The organism is Pseudomonas proteolytica, assembly GCF_007858275.1.
Lineage (GTDB): Bacteria > Pseudomonadota > Gammaproteobacteria > Pseudomonadales > Pseudomonadaceae > Aquipseudomonas > Aquipseudomonas proteolytica.
The window spans coordinates 249,631-264,209 of sequence record NZ_VFEV01000001.1; the positions used below are offsets into that span (position 1 = coordinate 249,631).

Below are 14,579 nucleotides of genomic sequence, written 5' to 3' on the forward strand. Positions count from 1 at the left end.
CCATGACCACACCTACTCAAGTGTCAGCAGTCGATCAAAGCCTGCTGTACCCGTCGCCGTACAAAGAATTCTGGCAAGCCTTCTCCAAGAACAAGGGCGCGGTTGCCGGCCTGCTGTTCATGTTGCTGATCGTGTTCTGTGCGATCTTTGCCCCGTGGGTTGCCCCCCATAACCCCAGCGAGCAATACCGTGACTTCCTGCTGACCCCGCCGTCGTGGCTTGAAGGCGGGCAGATACAGTTCCTGCTGGGCACCGACGAACTGGGCCGTGACTTGCTGTCGCGCCTGATCCAGGGCTCGCGCCTGTCGTTGCTGATCGGCTTGTCATCGGTGGTGATGTCGCTGATTCCGGGGATCCTGCTGGGCCTGTTCGCCGGGTTCTTCCCGCGCCTGCTCGGCCCGACCATCATGCGATTGATGGACATCATGCTGGCCCTGCCATCGCTGCTGCTGGCCGTGGCGATTGTCGCCATCCTCGGCCCTGGCCTGATCAACACCGTGATCGCGATTGCCATTGTGTCGCTGCCATCCTATGTGCGCCTGACCCGCGCCGCCGTGATGGGCGAGCTCAACCGTGACTACGTGACGGCCGCGCGCCTGGCCGGTGCCGGCCTGCCGCGCCTGATGTTCGTCACGGTGCTGCCCAACTGCATGGCCCCCCTGATCGTGCAGGCGACCTTGAGCTTCTCCTCGGCGATTCTCGATGCCGCGGCCCTGGGCTTCCTCGGCCTTGGCGTCCAACCGCCAACCCCCGAGTGGGGCACCATGCTGGCTTCGGCCCGTGACTATATCGAACGTGCCTGGTGGGTCGTGAGCCTGCCTGGCTTGACCATTTTGCTCAGCGTGCTGGCAATCAACCTGATGGGCGACGGACTGCGCGATGCGCTGGACCCGAAACTCAAGAATGCCGCGTGAGGAGATTCCCATGTCACTGCTAGAAATCAAGAATCTCAATGTGCGCTTCGGCGACAAGACTGCCGTGCCAGTGGTCGACGGGCTTGACCTGTCCGTGGACAAAGGCGAAGTACTGGCCATCGTTGGCGAGTCGGGCTCGGGTAAATCCGTGACCATGATGGCGCTGATGGGCCTGATCGAGCATCCCGGCATCGTCAGCGCCGACTCGCTGACCTTCGACGGCAAGGACATGCTCAAGCTGAGCAATCGTCAGCGCCGGCAGATCGTCGGTAAAGACCTGGCAATGGTCTTCCAGGACCCGATGACCGCGCTGAACCCCAGCTATACCGTGGGGTTCCAGATTGAAGAAGTGCTGCGCCTGCACCTGAAAATGTCCGGCAAGCAAGCGCGCAAGCGTGCCATCGAGTTGCTGGAAAAAGTCGAAATCCCCGGCGCTGCCAGCCGCATGGACGCCTACCCGCACCAGTTGTCGGGCGGTATGAGCCAGCGTGTGGCGATTGCCATGGCCATTGCCGGCGAGCCCAAGCTGCTGATCGCAGATGAACCGACCACGGCGCTGGACGTAACCATCCAGGCACAGATCATGGAGCTGCTGCTGGCCCTGCAGAAAGAACAGAACATGGGCCTGGTACTGATCACCCACGACCTCGCGGTAGTAGCAGAAACCGCCCAGCGCGTGTGCGTGATGTATGCCGGCCAAGCGGTGGAAGTCGGCCAGGTGCCGGGGTTGTTCGACGTACCGGCGCACCCCTACAGCGAAGCATTGCTGGCGGCGATCCCGGAACACAGCATGGGCGCCGAGCGCCTGGCAACGTTGCCGGGTATCGTCCCTGGTCGCTATGACCGCCCACAAGGTTGCCTGTTGTCGCCGCGCTGCCCGTACGTGCAAGACAGCTGCCGCCAGACCCGTCCGACCCTGGACCCGCAAGCCCACAGCCTTGTGCGCTGCTTCTACCCCTTGAACCAGGAGGTGGCGTAATGGCCGTCGTTCTTACCGCCCGCGACCTGACCCGTCACTACGAAGTGTCCCGCGGCCTGTTCAAGGGCCACGCCACCGTGCGCGCCCTCAATGGCGTGTCGTTTGAGCTGGAGGCCGGCAAGACCCTGGCGGTTGTGGGTGAGTCGGGTTGCGGCAAATCCACCCTGGGCCGGGCGCTGACGCTGATTGAAGAGCCCTCGTCCGGATCCTTGAAAATCGCCGGCCAGGAAGTCGCCGGCGCCGACAAGGCCCAGCGCAAGCAACTGCGCAAAGACGTGCAGATGGTGTTCCAGAGCCCTTACGCGTCGTTGAATCCACGGCAGAAAGTCGGTGATCAACTGGGCGAGCCGCTGCTGATCAACACCAACCTGTCCGCCGCCGAGCGCCGGGAAAAAGTCCAGGCGATGATGAAGCAAGTGGGCTTGCGCCCTGAGCATTATCAGCGCTATCCGCACATGTTCTCCGGTGGCCAGCGCCAGCGGATCGCCCTGGCCCGGGCGATGATGTTGCAGCCCAAGGTGTTGGTGGCGGATGAGCCGACCTCGGCGCTGGACGTGTCGATCCAGGCCCAGGTGCTCAACCTGTTCATGGATCTGCAGCAGCAGTACAACACCGCCTATGTGTTCATCTCCCACAACCTGGCGGTGGTGCAACACGTGGCAGATGACGTGATGGTGATGTACCTCGGCCGCCCGGTGGAAGTGGGTCCCAAGGAAGACATCTACGCACGCCCCCTGCACCCTTACACCCAGGCGCTGTTGTCGGCCACCCCGACGATCCATCCGGACCCGAACAAGCCGAAGATCAAGATCGTCGGCGAACTGCCCAACCCGCTGAACCCGCCACCTGGCTGCGCCTTCCACAAGCGCTGCCCGTACGCGACCGAGCGCTGCAGCAGTGAAGAGCCGCTGCTGCGTGAACTGGACAACCGCCAGGTGGCTTGCCATCACGCGGAGCAGTTCGTGGCCTAAACCCCTGTGGGGACGGGCTTGTGTGGGAGCGGGCTTGCCCGCGAAGGCGGCGTGTCAGCCACTGAATGAGGTGCTGACCCACCGTCTTGGAGGGCTTGCCCGCTCCCACAGGGAATCGCGGTAATACCGAGTTGTACAGCCTCTCCCGCCAGATTGCGCATCAGTCTGGCAGGAGGGGCTTTTTTGTTTTTGGGGGCCGCATCGGGGCTTGGGCAAAGTGTAAAAGTTGTAAATGACATTTACTTGTATTTGATAATGAATAGCATTCCGGCGCATGGAGCGCGCCGAATCCTGCTGGAAGGCAATTCTGGTGCGTCTCGCTCAGTTGCCACCTTCCTTAAAGGATTTTGCGGACATGTCACCTCGATTCAGGCTCAGCCATTTCTCCCTGGCGTTTATCGCCGCCCTTTCTTCCCCCGCACTGCTCGCGGACACCCAGGAAAGAGAACACGGCAAAGTGCCGGTGCAAGCGAGCGACCTGCCAGTCGATGGCACCTCCCAAGCGTTGGAACTGAGCGAAACACGAATTCTGGGCACCGCCGCCGAAGAGCTCAAACAAGCTCCCGGCGTGTCGATCATCACCGCCGAAGACATCAAGAAGCGCCCACCGACCAACGATCTGTCGGACATCATCCGCCGTGAGCCAGGTGTCAACCTGACCGGCAACAGCTCCAGCGGCAGCCGCGGCAACAATCGCCAGATCGACCTGCGCGGCATGGGCCCGGAAAACACCCTGATCCTGATCGATGGCAAGCCATCGACCTCGCGCAACGCCGTGCGCTACGGCTGGAGCGGCGATCGCGACACCCGTGGCGAAACCAACTGGGTGCCGGCCGAGGAAGTCGAACGCATCGAAATCCTGCGTGGCCCGGCTGCCGCGCGTTATGGCTCCGGCGCCATGGGCGGGGTGATCAACATCATCACCAAGCGCCCGACCGACCAGCTGCACGGCTCGCTGACCACCTATGTGTCGCTGCCGGAAGACGACGCCGAAGGCATGAGCAAACGCACCAACTTCAACCTCAGCGGCCCGTTGAGCGATACCTTGGCGTTCCGGGTCTACGGCGGCCTGAACAAGACCGATGCCGACGACTCCAACATCAACCAGGCCGAGCAGGCCACCGCCGACTCGTTGGTAGCGGGCCGCGAAGGCGTGCGCAACAAGGACGTCAACGGCCTGCTCAGCTGGCAATTCACCCCTGAACAAACCTTGGACCTGGAAGCCAGCTACAGCCGCCAGGGCAATATCTTCGCCGGCGACACCATGCTCAACGGCGGCGGCACCTTCGTTAACAGCCTGGTCGGCAAGGAAACCAGCGTGATCCAGCGCAGCAGCTTCTCCGCCACCCACCGCGGCGAGTTTGACTGGGGTTCGACCATGGCCTCGCTGAGCCACGACCTGACCCGCAACGAGCGCCTCAACGAAGGCCTGGCGGGCTCCGGCGAGGGCGCGCCGTCAGCCACGGCCGGGCGTTTCGAATCGCGGTTGCGCAACACCCGCGCCACTGCCGAGGTCAACCTGCCCCTGAGCTTGGGCACTGAGCAAGTCCTGACCCTGGGCAGCGAATACCTCTATGAGTCGATGAACGACCCAGGCTCGCTGCGCCCCCAAAGCTACGACCCAGGCACCGGCGGCGTTCCCAGCATTCCGGGCGTCAGCCGCAGCAGCACCAAGACCACCGCGTCGAGTTACGCGCTGTTCGCCGAAGACAACATCGAAGTCGGCAGCAAGACCATCATTACCCCCGGCCTGCGCTACGACAACCCTGAAGAGTACGGCGGCAACTGGAGCCCGAGCCTCAACGCCTCGCACCAGTTGACCGATGAACTGAGCCTCAAGGGTGGTATCGCCCGGGCCTACAAGACGCCGAACCTGTACCAGTCCAACCCCAACTATTTGCTGTACAGCCGGGGCAACGGCTGCAATGCCGGCGAAACCAACTCCGGTGGCTGCTACCTGGTGGGTAACCCGGACCTGAAACCGGAAATCAGCGTCAACAAGGAAATCGGCCTGGCCTTCGACAAAGGCACCTGGCGCACCAGCGCGACCTATTTCCGCAATGACTACAAGAACAAAATCAACGCCAGCAACCAGGCCGCCTTCCGCCTGGACGGTGGTCGGCGCGTGCTGCAATGGGAAAACAGCGGCGCGGCATTGGTCCAGGGCATCGAGGGCAACCTGTTCATGACCCTGCGCGACGACCTGGACTGGAACACCAACCTGACCTACATGATCGACTCCAAGGACAAAGACACCGGCGAGCCGTTGAGCATCATCCCCAAGTACACGGTCAACACCACACTCGACTGGCAGGCCACCGATAAGCTGTCGTTCCAAGTCAGCGGCACCTACTACGGCAAGCAAGAGGCGCCCACCCTCAACTCCCGTAGCGCCAACAACTACGATCGCACTGCCCAGCAGGATGTCGACCCGTACGGCTTGATGGGCTTGAGCAGTGGTTATGAGTTCACCAAGAACCTGAGCGTACGCGTGGGCATCGAAAACCTGCTGGACAAGCGCCTGTATCGCAAAGGCAACGCGGATGACGCGGGCGCACAGACCTATAACGAGCCAGGGCGTGCTTACTTTGCGTCGGTGACTGCTTCGTTCTGATAATGACCGTTGCGCCCGGCACACCGGGCGCAACGTTTCCTGGTGCTTTTGAACTACCGCTCACTCAACTTTATTTGTAGTCCGCTTATCAAAAAAAACAAAAACAGTGGAAGCGCCCTACAAAAAGATCGCATTAAACCGCTTCAAAAATTCGCACTTTCCGAAACATGTAACATCCTCCGTTTTAATATTGCCCCCCCTATAAGCTGCGATTAAAGTCTACCGCCTTCCCTCTTACCAACAGGTAGACATTCATGAAGTATCGCGCCATATCCCGCTCCTTGGAAAACCTACTGACCGCTATCTACGCAGATGATGACGTTACATTTGACGAGTTCAAAAATATCCAGAAAGAATCGGATCGCCGCTGGGAAGCGGTCATGGAGGAACTAGGGCAGAACAACACCTTGATATCTTTCCAGAGTGCCATGGACGTTGCCCTGCACTTGCTCTATCTCAGCGTGGAACATATCAAGAACCAAGAGCTGACGGACTTTGGTGAAGCGATTGTGAAAGATGCCGTTATTGCGCAGGTTGAAGCCGTACGGGTGGGTGCCGAGCTTTCCTTGAAACAGCTGCGAGTGGGGCCAAATACACTCTAGTCGTCAAACAAGAAAGGGCGAAACCTTGAGGTTTCGCCCTTTCTTCAGGTTTGGTTCAATCAGTACCCACTCTACGCAGCCTGTGTCTCACTCCTTGAATACAGAGTCCTTTGTCAGAGCGTTAAACCCTTTGCAATGCCAAAAGCCTTCTATTTCGTGAGTAAAAGGCACACCAGGATATCGCGCAGTAAACTTGAACGAGACGATTGCAAGTGCATCACGCTGGCTTACCACAGCACTAATAGCTCCCGCATTGGCTGTCCATGTGCGCCCCGGATCTGAACGCGGAATAAATTCTGCCTTCCAACTTGAACCCAAGGGCATATTGAGCGCCCACAATTCCGGAGTATCATAAAACCACAACTGAATACTCCCACCGTCACTTACACTACCCGCACTCCCAACCAATACAATGTAGTTTCCACCGCTATACATATTGCCGCCACCCGCTTCAAAACGTTGGCCATTATCCGTAAGTATCAACTGACCAACGCCCAAGCTCGATTTATCCGACATGATTCCTTCCTCCCGCTCATGGTTCATTCACGAGGGCGAACCCTCACGCTGAGGAAAATAGGAGGATTGCCATAGAGCGTCTACTGTCAAACCTGACAGTAACGCTGTTGAGTTGCTGGCCTGTCAGAACTTTTTCAAATACCGGATATAACAAACCCCCGCAGATGTTTAAATCTGCGGGGGTTCAAGGGTATAAGCAGTGGATAGCGCTCCATTTGTCAGAAGCGCCAAACACTCTCTTTATCAGTGATGCTCACGCGTCGCCCGGAACTTCACATCCGGCCAACGCTCTTCCATCAGCGCCAGATTGACCCGGGTCGGCGCCAGGTAGGTCAGGTGACCACCGCCGTCGATGGCGAGGTTTTCCACCGCTTTGTTGGAAAATTCCTCCAGCTTCTTCTTGTCACTGCAATCGATCCAACGCGCGGAGTACACGGTGATCGGCTCGTAGGAGCATTCGACCTTGTATTCCTCTTTCAAGCGGCTGGCGACCACATCGAACTGCAGCACACCGACGGCGCCGAGGATGATGTCGTTGCTGCGCTCGGGGAAGAACACCTGGGTCGCGCCCTCTTCGGCCAGTTGCTGCAAGCCCTAGCGCAATTGGGGCTGATACCGATGTTGCCCAGTACAGCACCGAAAAACACCAGCGTCAGATGGCCGTCAAGTAGCACCTGCGGATTGAACTCGTGGCAGGCACCCTGCAGCAGTTCCAGCCGGTCGACAGGCAAGGGCGGCCCTTTCCTAATGCCGCGAGAATCAAAGTAAGAACAATACGATGATTACTAGAAAAACAAAAACATACATAGAGAGAGTTAGCGATATTCCAAAAAAACATCACACCGATTTATTTTATTTCCAATCAATCGACCCACCGATCTTTCCGCCAAATAAAAACATTGAGACTTGAATACCACGGGCCACCAATAGCACTTTTGGCCGAGCTAAGCATTTGTTTTTTAACAAATTCCTTAACAACACACTTAGAACCCGTATAAACACATTGTCAACTGTTAGAAATGACAGTATGACCACTTCAAAAAGAACTGTAGATTCAGTAACGCAACACAACCATTTAAGTAAACGGAGTAAATTATGAACAGTGATATTGAATACATCCCTCCGAATGCAAAGGTAACCGGTAACGATGTGGAGAAAGTAAGAAAATATGTGAATACTGGTTTATCACTTCCGACCACGCTCGACGGTGTCAATAATCAATATCAGGGTTCAGTCAGCGACAACGGCATTAGCGCCTCTGAACTTTTAACCTCGTTCCAAAAAATCAACCAACATGCTGCTCTGTGGTCACCTCTGGAGACTGATATCATAACAGTTGCCAGTTCCCTAAAAAGATTCGCCGAAGACCTTAACGATTACACAGAGCCTGCTATTAATGAAATTACAGGAATGGATGGCTATGGAGATTACAAAAGTAAAACCAGTGACTTAACCGAAGATCAGATTCGGATGTTTCGACGCCCTCTTGACGAAAACGACACCAAGACAAAAGACACTTACTCTACAATCGACGAATATGTACAGTCAATTATTGAGTCAATCAACAACAAAAAAGCTGTAGCTACAGCAATAAAAAACAAAATAGTGCTTTTTGACCAGAGCCTTAATCAAATTGAAGTAGATGTTGGTAACAAAGCAGCCAAGGCACTAAGTTCCAATACATTGCAAGAACTGAGAGAGATTACTGCGAAGCTCGTTGAGATCAATAAGTCCATTAGCGATTTGAGGACAGAATCAAAGTACAGTGTCGGTGAATGGTTCATGTTTGGCACCCTTCTAATCCCAGTAGTGGGTGTTCCTCTGTGCGGCGCATATTTTGGCAAGCGCGATAGTGGATACAGCGCCAAGATAACGAAATTGCAGAATGACGAAGATAAGTTAAGGTCCAGGCAGGCCGAGCTACAAAAAGCTGCTGCGACGCTGACGAGTATTCACTCTTCGATGCGTAGCCTCAGCATTTTCACTAGAGGTGCCATCGACGGCTTGACGCAAATTGAGACACTGTGGAGCACTACGATTAAGGAAGTTAACGCTTCAAGAAACTTGTTGATCAAAACAAAGGATTTTAGTGAGCTTACCATTTTCATTATTAAAATGTCCGCTGTACTTAGCCGATGGAAAAAGATTAAAAACTACATGAACGACATGACGACGGCCCTTGGTCAGAGCAACTAACTGCGGATGATGCCAACATGCCTATTGACTTGTTCACCCCATATAAACCAAACATTCTAAAAGCACGAATCCTGATACGCGAATATGCGGACGTCAAACTGAGCAATGCGTACCTTGTAGCGCTTAGCCAAGAGCTACAGAGCCTTAAAAAAACACTTGGCTATTCTGATAGGACCTTTAACGAATCACTAAGTGACCTGTCAAGCACTCTGGATGACACAGAATTCAGGGAATATTTAAAAATTCTAAATAACAGCACTAATGACGCGACTATCAACTCTTCAAAAAAGGAACTTAAAAAGGCATTGGAAACGCTCAAGTCAGAACTTGAAGCAACTACACGCACTATGACGTCTGCTCTAAGTGGATTTGAGACAACCACCATCTCCGATCACTTCGGGGAGGTTTCCACACTTGATTCTGAGCGCAACAAATTCCTCAGCAACCTTCCCAGCGACCAAAAAAAACTTACTGAGCTTCGCCAACAACATGACGTGCTTGAAAAGGCAATTCTTGAGTATCAATCGAGAACCTTCATTGATAGAGGCGAGCCCATCATTGAAGAATTAAAAACAACTGTCACAGGTGCCATTGACAAACCTTCTGAAAAAGCAAAAAACGCAGTCAAAGCAGGCATGAATATCGCGCATAAACTACTCAACATCTTGAACGAACATCTTAAATACACCCACTTAGTTGAAGCACGTGACAAGTTGGCGGGAGAAATTGGTATCCGACAAGCGCAAATGAATTTTGAGCAGCATCAGGTCAATATTATAGACGACAAAAAATCACAGTTGATGGCCCTTCTCGACGTTATCGAGCCTCGAATGCTGTACGTCATAGAGGGTAAAAAGACGATAGACATGATCGTGAAACTCATCAACGTCGTTTTCAGCACCAACTCCGATCTCAACTCCAAAGAAGGTTTGATCAGCATGACAAATAAGCTCCTGGAAAACTTCCCCAAGTTCCCCGCACACATTGATTCAATTGCCTTTTATTGGCTACGTGATTAACCACGAACAGGCCGCCGACATCTGTGGCGGTGATATAAATCACGCATAACGAAATAAATCATTACACCACAGATCAGGTCCAAAACAATAAGCAGTCAATAATATATCAGAAGCCCGATTATTTACCGCAAGGAATAAACCACATGGACAGATTAACGATAGATCTCTTTTTTGAAGATGGCACTTCCAGCTGCCTGAGTCCGCGATGGCGCCACTGGAATCAAATTATGCAAAAAAGAAGTTTTCACAGCATTCTTTTCAGTGATATCGCGAACTATGAGCGTTACAACCCAAACACCCCACATTACTGGTCAAACGACAGAGATAGACTTGAACAGTTCGCTAGGAATGTAGAATTCTATATAGTCACACGAAAAGAACTTAGTCAAGAAACCTTGAGCACTCGGAAAAACCTCTTATTCATAGCGAACAATATTCAATTATTTGGCGACTCTGTCATCAAAGTAATCGACAGTACCGAAGCTGGCATGAACATGCAAAGTTTCACTCAAGCACAGATTGCCGAGCTTAACTCCTCAATATTGAGCATCCAAGACGCCAGCCAAGTTCAAAACCTATCGAACTATATACAAGCACTTCAAGACACAACATCAAGCGCTTTAGAAGACGTCTCTAAATTTCAAAAAAAAGTTTCAGACTTAAAAGTACTCCTAGCAAACGACGTACGCCCAGTAATCAATGCGGCGTTAGCTACTAGCCTTCATGGCTTAGCCCCCAACCTGACTAATCTTATGGACGCGATCGTTAAAAACCCGAAAGACACAGAATTAAAAAGCCATTATTCAAACCTCCGCTTCATCATAGGGAAGTTCGGAGTATCAGCTCATTCGTCGCCAATAGCCGGCCACATACTCGAGATGTTCTTAGATCTTTCCGAATCGCTATCTGTTGTGCAGCCGGCACTATCCAAATTTGAAGTACTTTGGATCGATACGTGCAGTTTAATTAGAAACTCAAAAGAGAATGCCGACACCATTAACAACGTAAAGATGCTGAAGGTCTTCAGAACAAGAATGCAAAAAATAATGAATGATTGGAACGGTGTTAAATCAAACCTGGGAGATCAGCCCGTGGCTCTTGAGTAAGTCATAAAATCATTTATGTTCATCGACTACCAGCAAGCAAAAAATCAAATTTCCGTCGAAAAAAAGCCCCCGAGGCTATCGCTTCGGGGGCTTTGGGGTTCGCCATTCAGCGCTTAGTGGTGCTCACGGGTAGCGCGGAACTTCACATCCGGCCAACGCTCTTCCATCAGCGCCAGATTGACCCGGGTCGGCGCCAGGTAGGTCAGGTGACCGCCGCCGTCGATGGCGAGGTTTTCCACCGCTTTGTTGGAAAATTCCTCCAGCTTCTTCTTGTCACTGCAATCGATCCAACGCGCGGAGTACACGGTGATCGGCTCGTAGGAGCATTCGACCTTGTATTCCTCTTTCAAGCGGCTGGCGACCACATCGAACTGCAGCACACCGACGGCGCCGAGGATGATGTCGTTGCTGCGCTCGGGGAAGAACACCTGGGTCGCGCCCTCTTCGGCCAATTGCTGCAAGCCCTGGCGCAGTTGCTTGGACTTGAGCGGGTCGCGCAGGCGTACGCGGCGGAACAGTTCCGGGGCGAAGTGCGGGATACCGGTGAAGCCGAGTGCTTCGCCTTCAGTGAAGGTGTCGCCGATCTGGATGGTGCCGTGGTTGTGCAGGCCGATGATGTCGCCGGCAAACGCTTCTTCCAGTTGCTCACGCTCGGAAGAGAAGAACGTCAGGGCGTCGCCGATGCGCACGTCCTTGCCGGTGCGCACGTGGCGCATCTTCATGCCTTTTTCGTATTTGCCGGAGCAGATACGCATAAAGGCGATACGGTCACGGTGCTTGGGATCCATGTTCGCCTGGATCTTGAATACGAAACCGCTGAATTTTTCTTCGACCGGCTCAACGGTGCGCTCATTGGCAACTCGCGCCAGGGGTTTCGGCGCCCAGTTCACGACAGCATCAAGCACGTGATCGACACCAAAGTTGCCCAGTGCGGTACCAAAGAATACCGGGGTCAACTGGCCGTCGAGGAATTCCTGCTGGTTGAATTCGTGGCAGGCGCCCTGCACCAGTTCCAGCTGGTCGACAAAGCGGTCGTACTCGTCACCCAGGTGGGCGCGGGCTTCGTCGGAGTCGAGCTTCTCGATGATTTTCACATCGGTGCGTTCGTGACCATGGCCGGCGGTGTAGACAATGATGTAGTCATCGGCCAGGTGGTACACGCCCTTGAAGTCGCGGTAGCAACCAATCGGCCAGGTGATCGGCGCGGCCTTGATTTTCAGGACCGCTTCGATTTCATCGAGCAGTTCGATAGGGTCGCGGATATCCCGGTCGAGTTTGTTGATAAAGCTGACGATCGGCGTATCACGCAGGCGGCACACGTCCATCAGGGCGATGGTGCGTGGCTCGACGCCTTTACCGCCGTCGAGGACCATCAAGGCCGAGTCCACCGCGGTCAGGGTGCGGTAGGTGTCTTCGGAGAAGTCTTCGTGGCCCGGGGTGTCGAGCAGGTTGATCATGTGTTCGCGATAGGGGAACTGCATGACCGACGTGGTAATGGAAATACCCCGCTGCTTCTCCATCTCCATCCAGTCGGAGGTGGCATGGCGATCGGACTTGCGGGATTTCACCGTGCCGGCCACCGCGATTGCCTTGCCCATCAGCAGGAGCTTTTCGGTGATGGTGGTTTTACCGGCATCGGGGTGGGAAATAATGGCGAAAGTGCGGCGTTTCGCGACTTCGGCGGCCTGGTGGGTCATGGGAAATCGCCTGGCAGGTGAGTCAAAAAAGGGCGGCGAGTATAGCGCAAACCCAGGGAGCCAGACCACCGTTCAGCCCATTGGGGGTGGCTAAATGCTGCCAAGTATGGAACCTTTTAAAAGGTAGAGACGTCCACTCCCCTGCTACCGCACTCGTAACAGGGGCTGAAAAATCAGCAAGTTAGCCTGACGAGGCTGCGCTCATGGCTCGATTTGATACCGCGTTGCCGGTATTGGCGAGCTGCTTTTCGCGACCCTATTCGCCGACAGCCAGGAATGGCATTGCCGCTCGGAAATGTGTTCGCCGACAAAAGAAAAAAGGAGTCCGCCTGTGGCTATTCGCTATGGCAAAGGGCTGATAGGAGGAGTGGTTGTCGTCGCTCTCCTGGCCCTGCTGGTCCACTGGATCGGCATCAACACGATCGAACTGTACCGCGACGATTTGTTGTTTTACCTGCAAGCTCATTTGATCCTGGTTCTAGTCTCCATGCTGGCCGCCCTCGTTGTGGGCATCCCCGCCGGTATCCTGCTTAGCCGACCGAACATGGTCGGGCGCGCAGAACGCTTCATGCAGATCTTCAACATCGGCAACACCGTCCCTCCCCTGGCCGTACTGGCCATCGCCCTCGGCGTCCTCGGCATCGGCAGCGGCCCGGCGATCTTCGCCCTGTTCCTCGCCTCCTTGCTGCCCATTGTGCGCAACACCTACGAAGGCCTGAAAAACGTGCAGGGTTCCTTGAAGGAAGCCGCCGTCGGCATCGGCATGACCCCGCGCCAGGTGTTGTTTCGCGTCGAACTGCCCAACGCCGTGCCGATCATCATCGGTGGCGTGCGCGTGGCCCTGGCAATCAACGTCGGCACCGCACCGCTGGCGTTCCTGATTGGTGCCAACAGCCTGGGTAGCCTGATCTTCCCCGGCATCGCCCTGAACAATCAGCCGCAATTGCTGCTCGGCGCCGCGTGTACCGCGCTGCTGGCCTTGCTGCTTGACGGTCTGGTGACCATGGCCAGCCGCCTCTGGCTGGAACGCGGGTTGCGTCCGTCTTAAGGCTGGGTAAAGGAATCGACATGAAAAAATTGAGCTTGATATTAGGCTGCGTCCTGCTGTTTGCAGGCATTGCGCAAGCCGCCGAAAAACCGGTGATCCGCATCGGTGCCCGGGTATTTACCGAGCAGACCCTGCTGGCGGAAATCACCTCCCAGTACCTGCGCACCAAGGGCTATGACACCCGCGTGACCGGCGGCCTGGGCAGCAACCTGGCGCGCAGCGCCCAGGAAAGCGGGCAACTGGACCTGATCTGGGAATACACCGGCGTGTCCCTGGTGGCCTACAACCATGTGGACGAAAAGCTCGACAGCGAACAGTCCTACGCAAGGGTTAAAGAACTCGACGCGAAAAAAGGCCTGGTCTGGCTGTCGCCGTCGAAGTTCAGCAACACCTACGCGCTGGCACTGCCAGAAAACGTGGCCAAGGAATTCCCGCAGGTCAATAGCATCAGCGACCTGACCAAGGCCCTGGCCGAGGACACCAAGGAAAACCGCCTGGTGGCCCTGGACACAGAGTTTGCCAACCGTTCCGACGGCATGGCCGGCATGGTCAAGCTGTACGACATGAACCTCACCCGCAAGAACACCCGGCAGATGGACGCAGGCCTGGTCTACACCGCGCTGCGTAATGGCCAAGTGTTTGCCGGGCTGGTGTACACCACTGACGGACGCCTCAACGCCTTCAAGTTGAAGCTGCTGGAAGACGATCTGCATTACTTCCCGGACTACACCGCAGCGCCTGTGGTGCGTCAGGTGTATCTGGATGCTCACCCGCAACTGGCCGCCGACCTCAAGCCACTGGCCGCGCTGTTCGACGACGAAACCATGCGCCAGCTGAACGCGCGGGTCGACGTCGACCATGAAAGCCCATCCGCCGTTGCCGCTGATTTCCTGCGCCAGCACCCACTCAACTAAAAG

At 55.1% G+C, this 14,579-nt stretch carries 12 protein-coding genes and 1 pseudogene; 10 read left to right on the forward strand and 3 right to left on the reverse strand.

Annotated elements, in window-relative coordinates; all coding sequences use genetic code 11:
* Positions 1-2 precede the first annotated feature (2 nt).
* From FIV38_RS01130 to FIV38_RS01150, 5 genes are all read left to right on the forward strand, one after another.
* Positions 3-914: an ABC transporter permease subunit gene (locus tag FIV38_RS01130; RefSeq protein WP_029291943.1), complete on the forward strand. Its 912-nt coding sequence runs from the start codon at positions 3-5 to the stop codon at positions 912-914.
* Between the two features lie 10 nt (positions 915-924).
* Positions 925-1,893, forward strand: a complete 969-nt coding sequence (locus FIV38_RS01135; protein ID WP_029291945.1) for an ABC transporter ATP-binding protein — start codon at positions 925-927, stop codon at positions 1,891-1,893.
* Positions 1,893-2,864 (forward strand): peptide ABC transporter ATP-binding protein, encoded by a 972-nt coding sequence (locus FIV38_RS01140; protein WP_092238319.1) that lies wholly within the window; start codon positions 1,893-1,895, stop codon positions 2,862-2,864. The genes FIV38_RS01135 and FIV38_RS01140 overlap by 1 nt, the downstream gene beginning before the upstream one ends.
* A 355-nt stretch (positions 2,865-3,219) precedes the next feature.
* A complete protein-coding gene (locus FIV38_RS01145; RefSeq protein WP_092238322.1) occupies positions 3,220-5,478 on the forward strand; it encodes a TonB-dependent siderophore receptor in 2,259 nt (752 codons plus the stop codon).
* Between the two features lie 254 nt (positions 5,479-5,732).
* Positions 5,733-6,080, forward strand: coding sequence for a hypothetical protein (locus FIV38_RS01150; protein ID WP_092238326.1), 348 nt, complete (start codon positions 5,733-5,735; stop codon positions 6,078-6,080).
* Between the two features lie 87 nt (positions 6,081-6,167).
* Here the strand turns inward: FIV38_RS01150 and FIV38_RS01155 are convergent, their stop codons facing one another.
* Together FIV38_RS01155 and prfC are read right to left on the reverse strand one after the other, a co-directional pair.
* Positions 6,168-6,596, reverse strand: coding sequence for a hypothetical protein (locus FIV38_RS01155; protein WP_139273590.1), 429 nt, complete (start codon positions 6,594-6,596; stop codon positions 6,168-6,170).
* Between the two features lie 243 nt (positions 6,597-6,839).
* Positions 6,840-7,190 (reverse strand): annotated as a pseudogene (gene prfC, locus FIV38_RS01160) (peptide chain release factor 3); the annotation flags it as partial.
* Positions 7,191-7,691: 501 nt separating this feature from the next.
* Here prfC and FIV38_RS01165 point away from each other — a divergent pair.
* The 3 genes from FIV38_RS01165 (at position 7,692) to FIV38_RS01175 (ending at position 10,917) form a co-directional block, all read left to right on the forward strand.
* Positions 7,692-8,792, forward strand: coding sequence for an alpha-xenorhabdolysin family binary toxin subunit A (locus FIV38_RS01165; RefSeq protein ID WP_092238331.1), 1,101 nt, complete (start codon positions 7,692-7,694; stop codon positions 8,790-8,792).
* A 17-nt stretch (positions 8,793-8,809) separates the two neighbouring features.
* Complete coding sequence (locus FIV38_RS01170; RefSeq protein WP_092238334.1) at positions 8,810-9,811, forward strand: hypothetical protein; 1,002 nt, start codon at positions 8,810-8,812, stop codon at positions 9,809-9,811.
* 143 nt (positions 9,812-9,954) lie between these two features.
* Positions 9,955-10,917, forward strand: a complete 963-nt coding sequence (locus tag FIV38_RS01175; RefSeq protein ID WP_092238337.1) for a hypothetical protein — start codon at positions 9,955-9,957, stop codon at positions 10,915-10,917.
* Positions 10,918-11,030: 113 nt separating this feature from the next.
* On the opposite strand, the gene FIV38_RS01180 is transcribed toward FIV38_RS01175, so the two are convergent.
* The gene (locus FIV38_RS01180; protein ID WP_029291952.1) at positions 11,031-12,614 is read right to left on the reverse strand and encodes a peptide chain release factor 3; all 1,584 of its coding nucleotides are present in this window, start codon (positions 12,612-12,614) and stop codon (positions 11,031-11,033) included.
* A gap of 295 nt (positions 12,615-12,909) precedes the next feature.
* Between FIV38_RS01180 and FIV38_RS01185 the strand changes: the two genes are divergently transcribed.
* Together FIV38_RS01185 and FIV38_RS01190 are read left to right on the forward strand one after the other, a co-directional pair.
* Complete coding sequence (locus FIV38_RS01185; protein ID WP_262375158.1) at positions 12,910-13,662, forward strand: ABC transporter permease; 753 nt, start codon at positions 12,910-12,912, stop codon at positions 13,660-13,662.
* 20 nt (positions 13,663-13,682) lie between these two features.
* On the forward strand, positions 13,683-14,576 hold the full coding sequence (locus FIV38_RS01190) for a glycine betaine ABC transporter substrate-binding protein (RefSeq protein WP_029291956.1): 894 nt from the start codon (positions 13,683-13,685) through the stop codon (positions 14,574-14,576).
* Positions 14,577-14,579 lie beyond the last annotated feature (3 nt).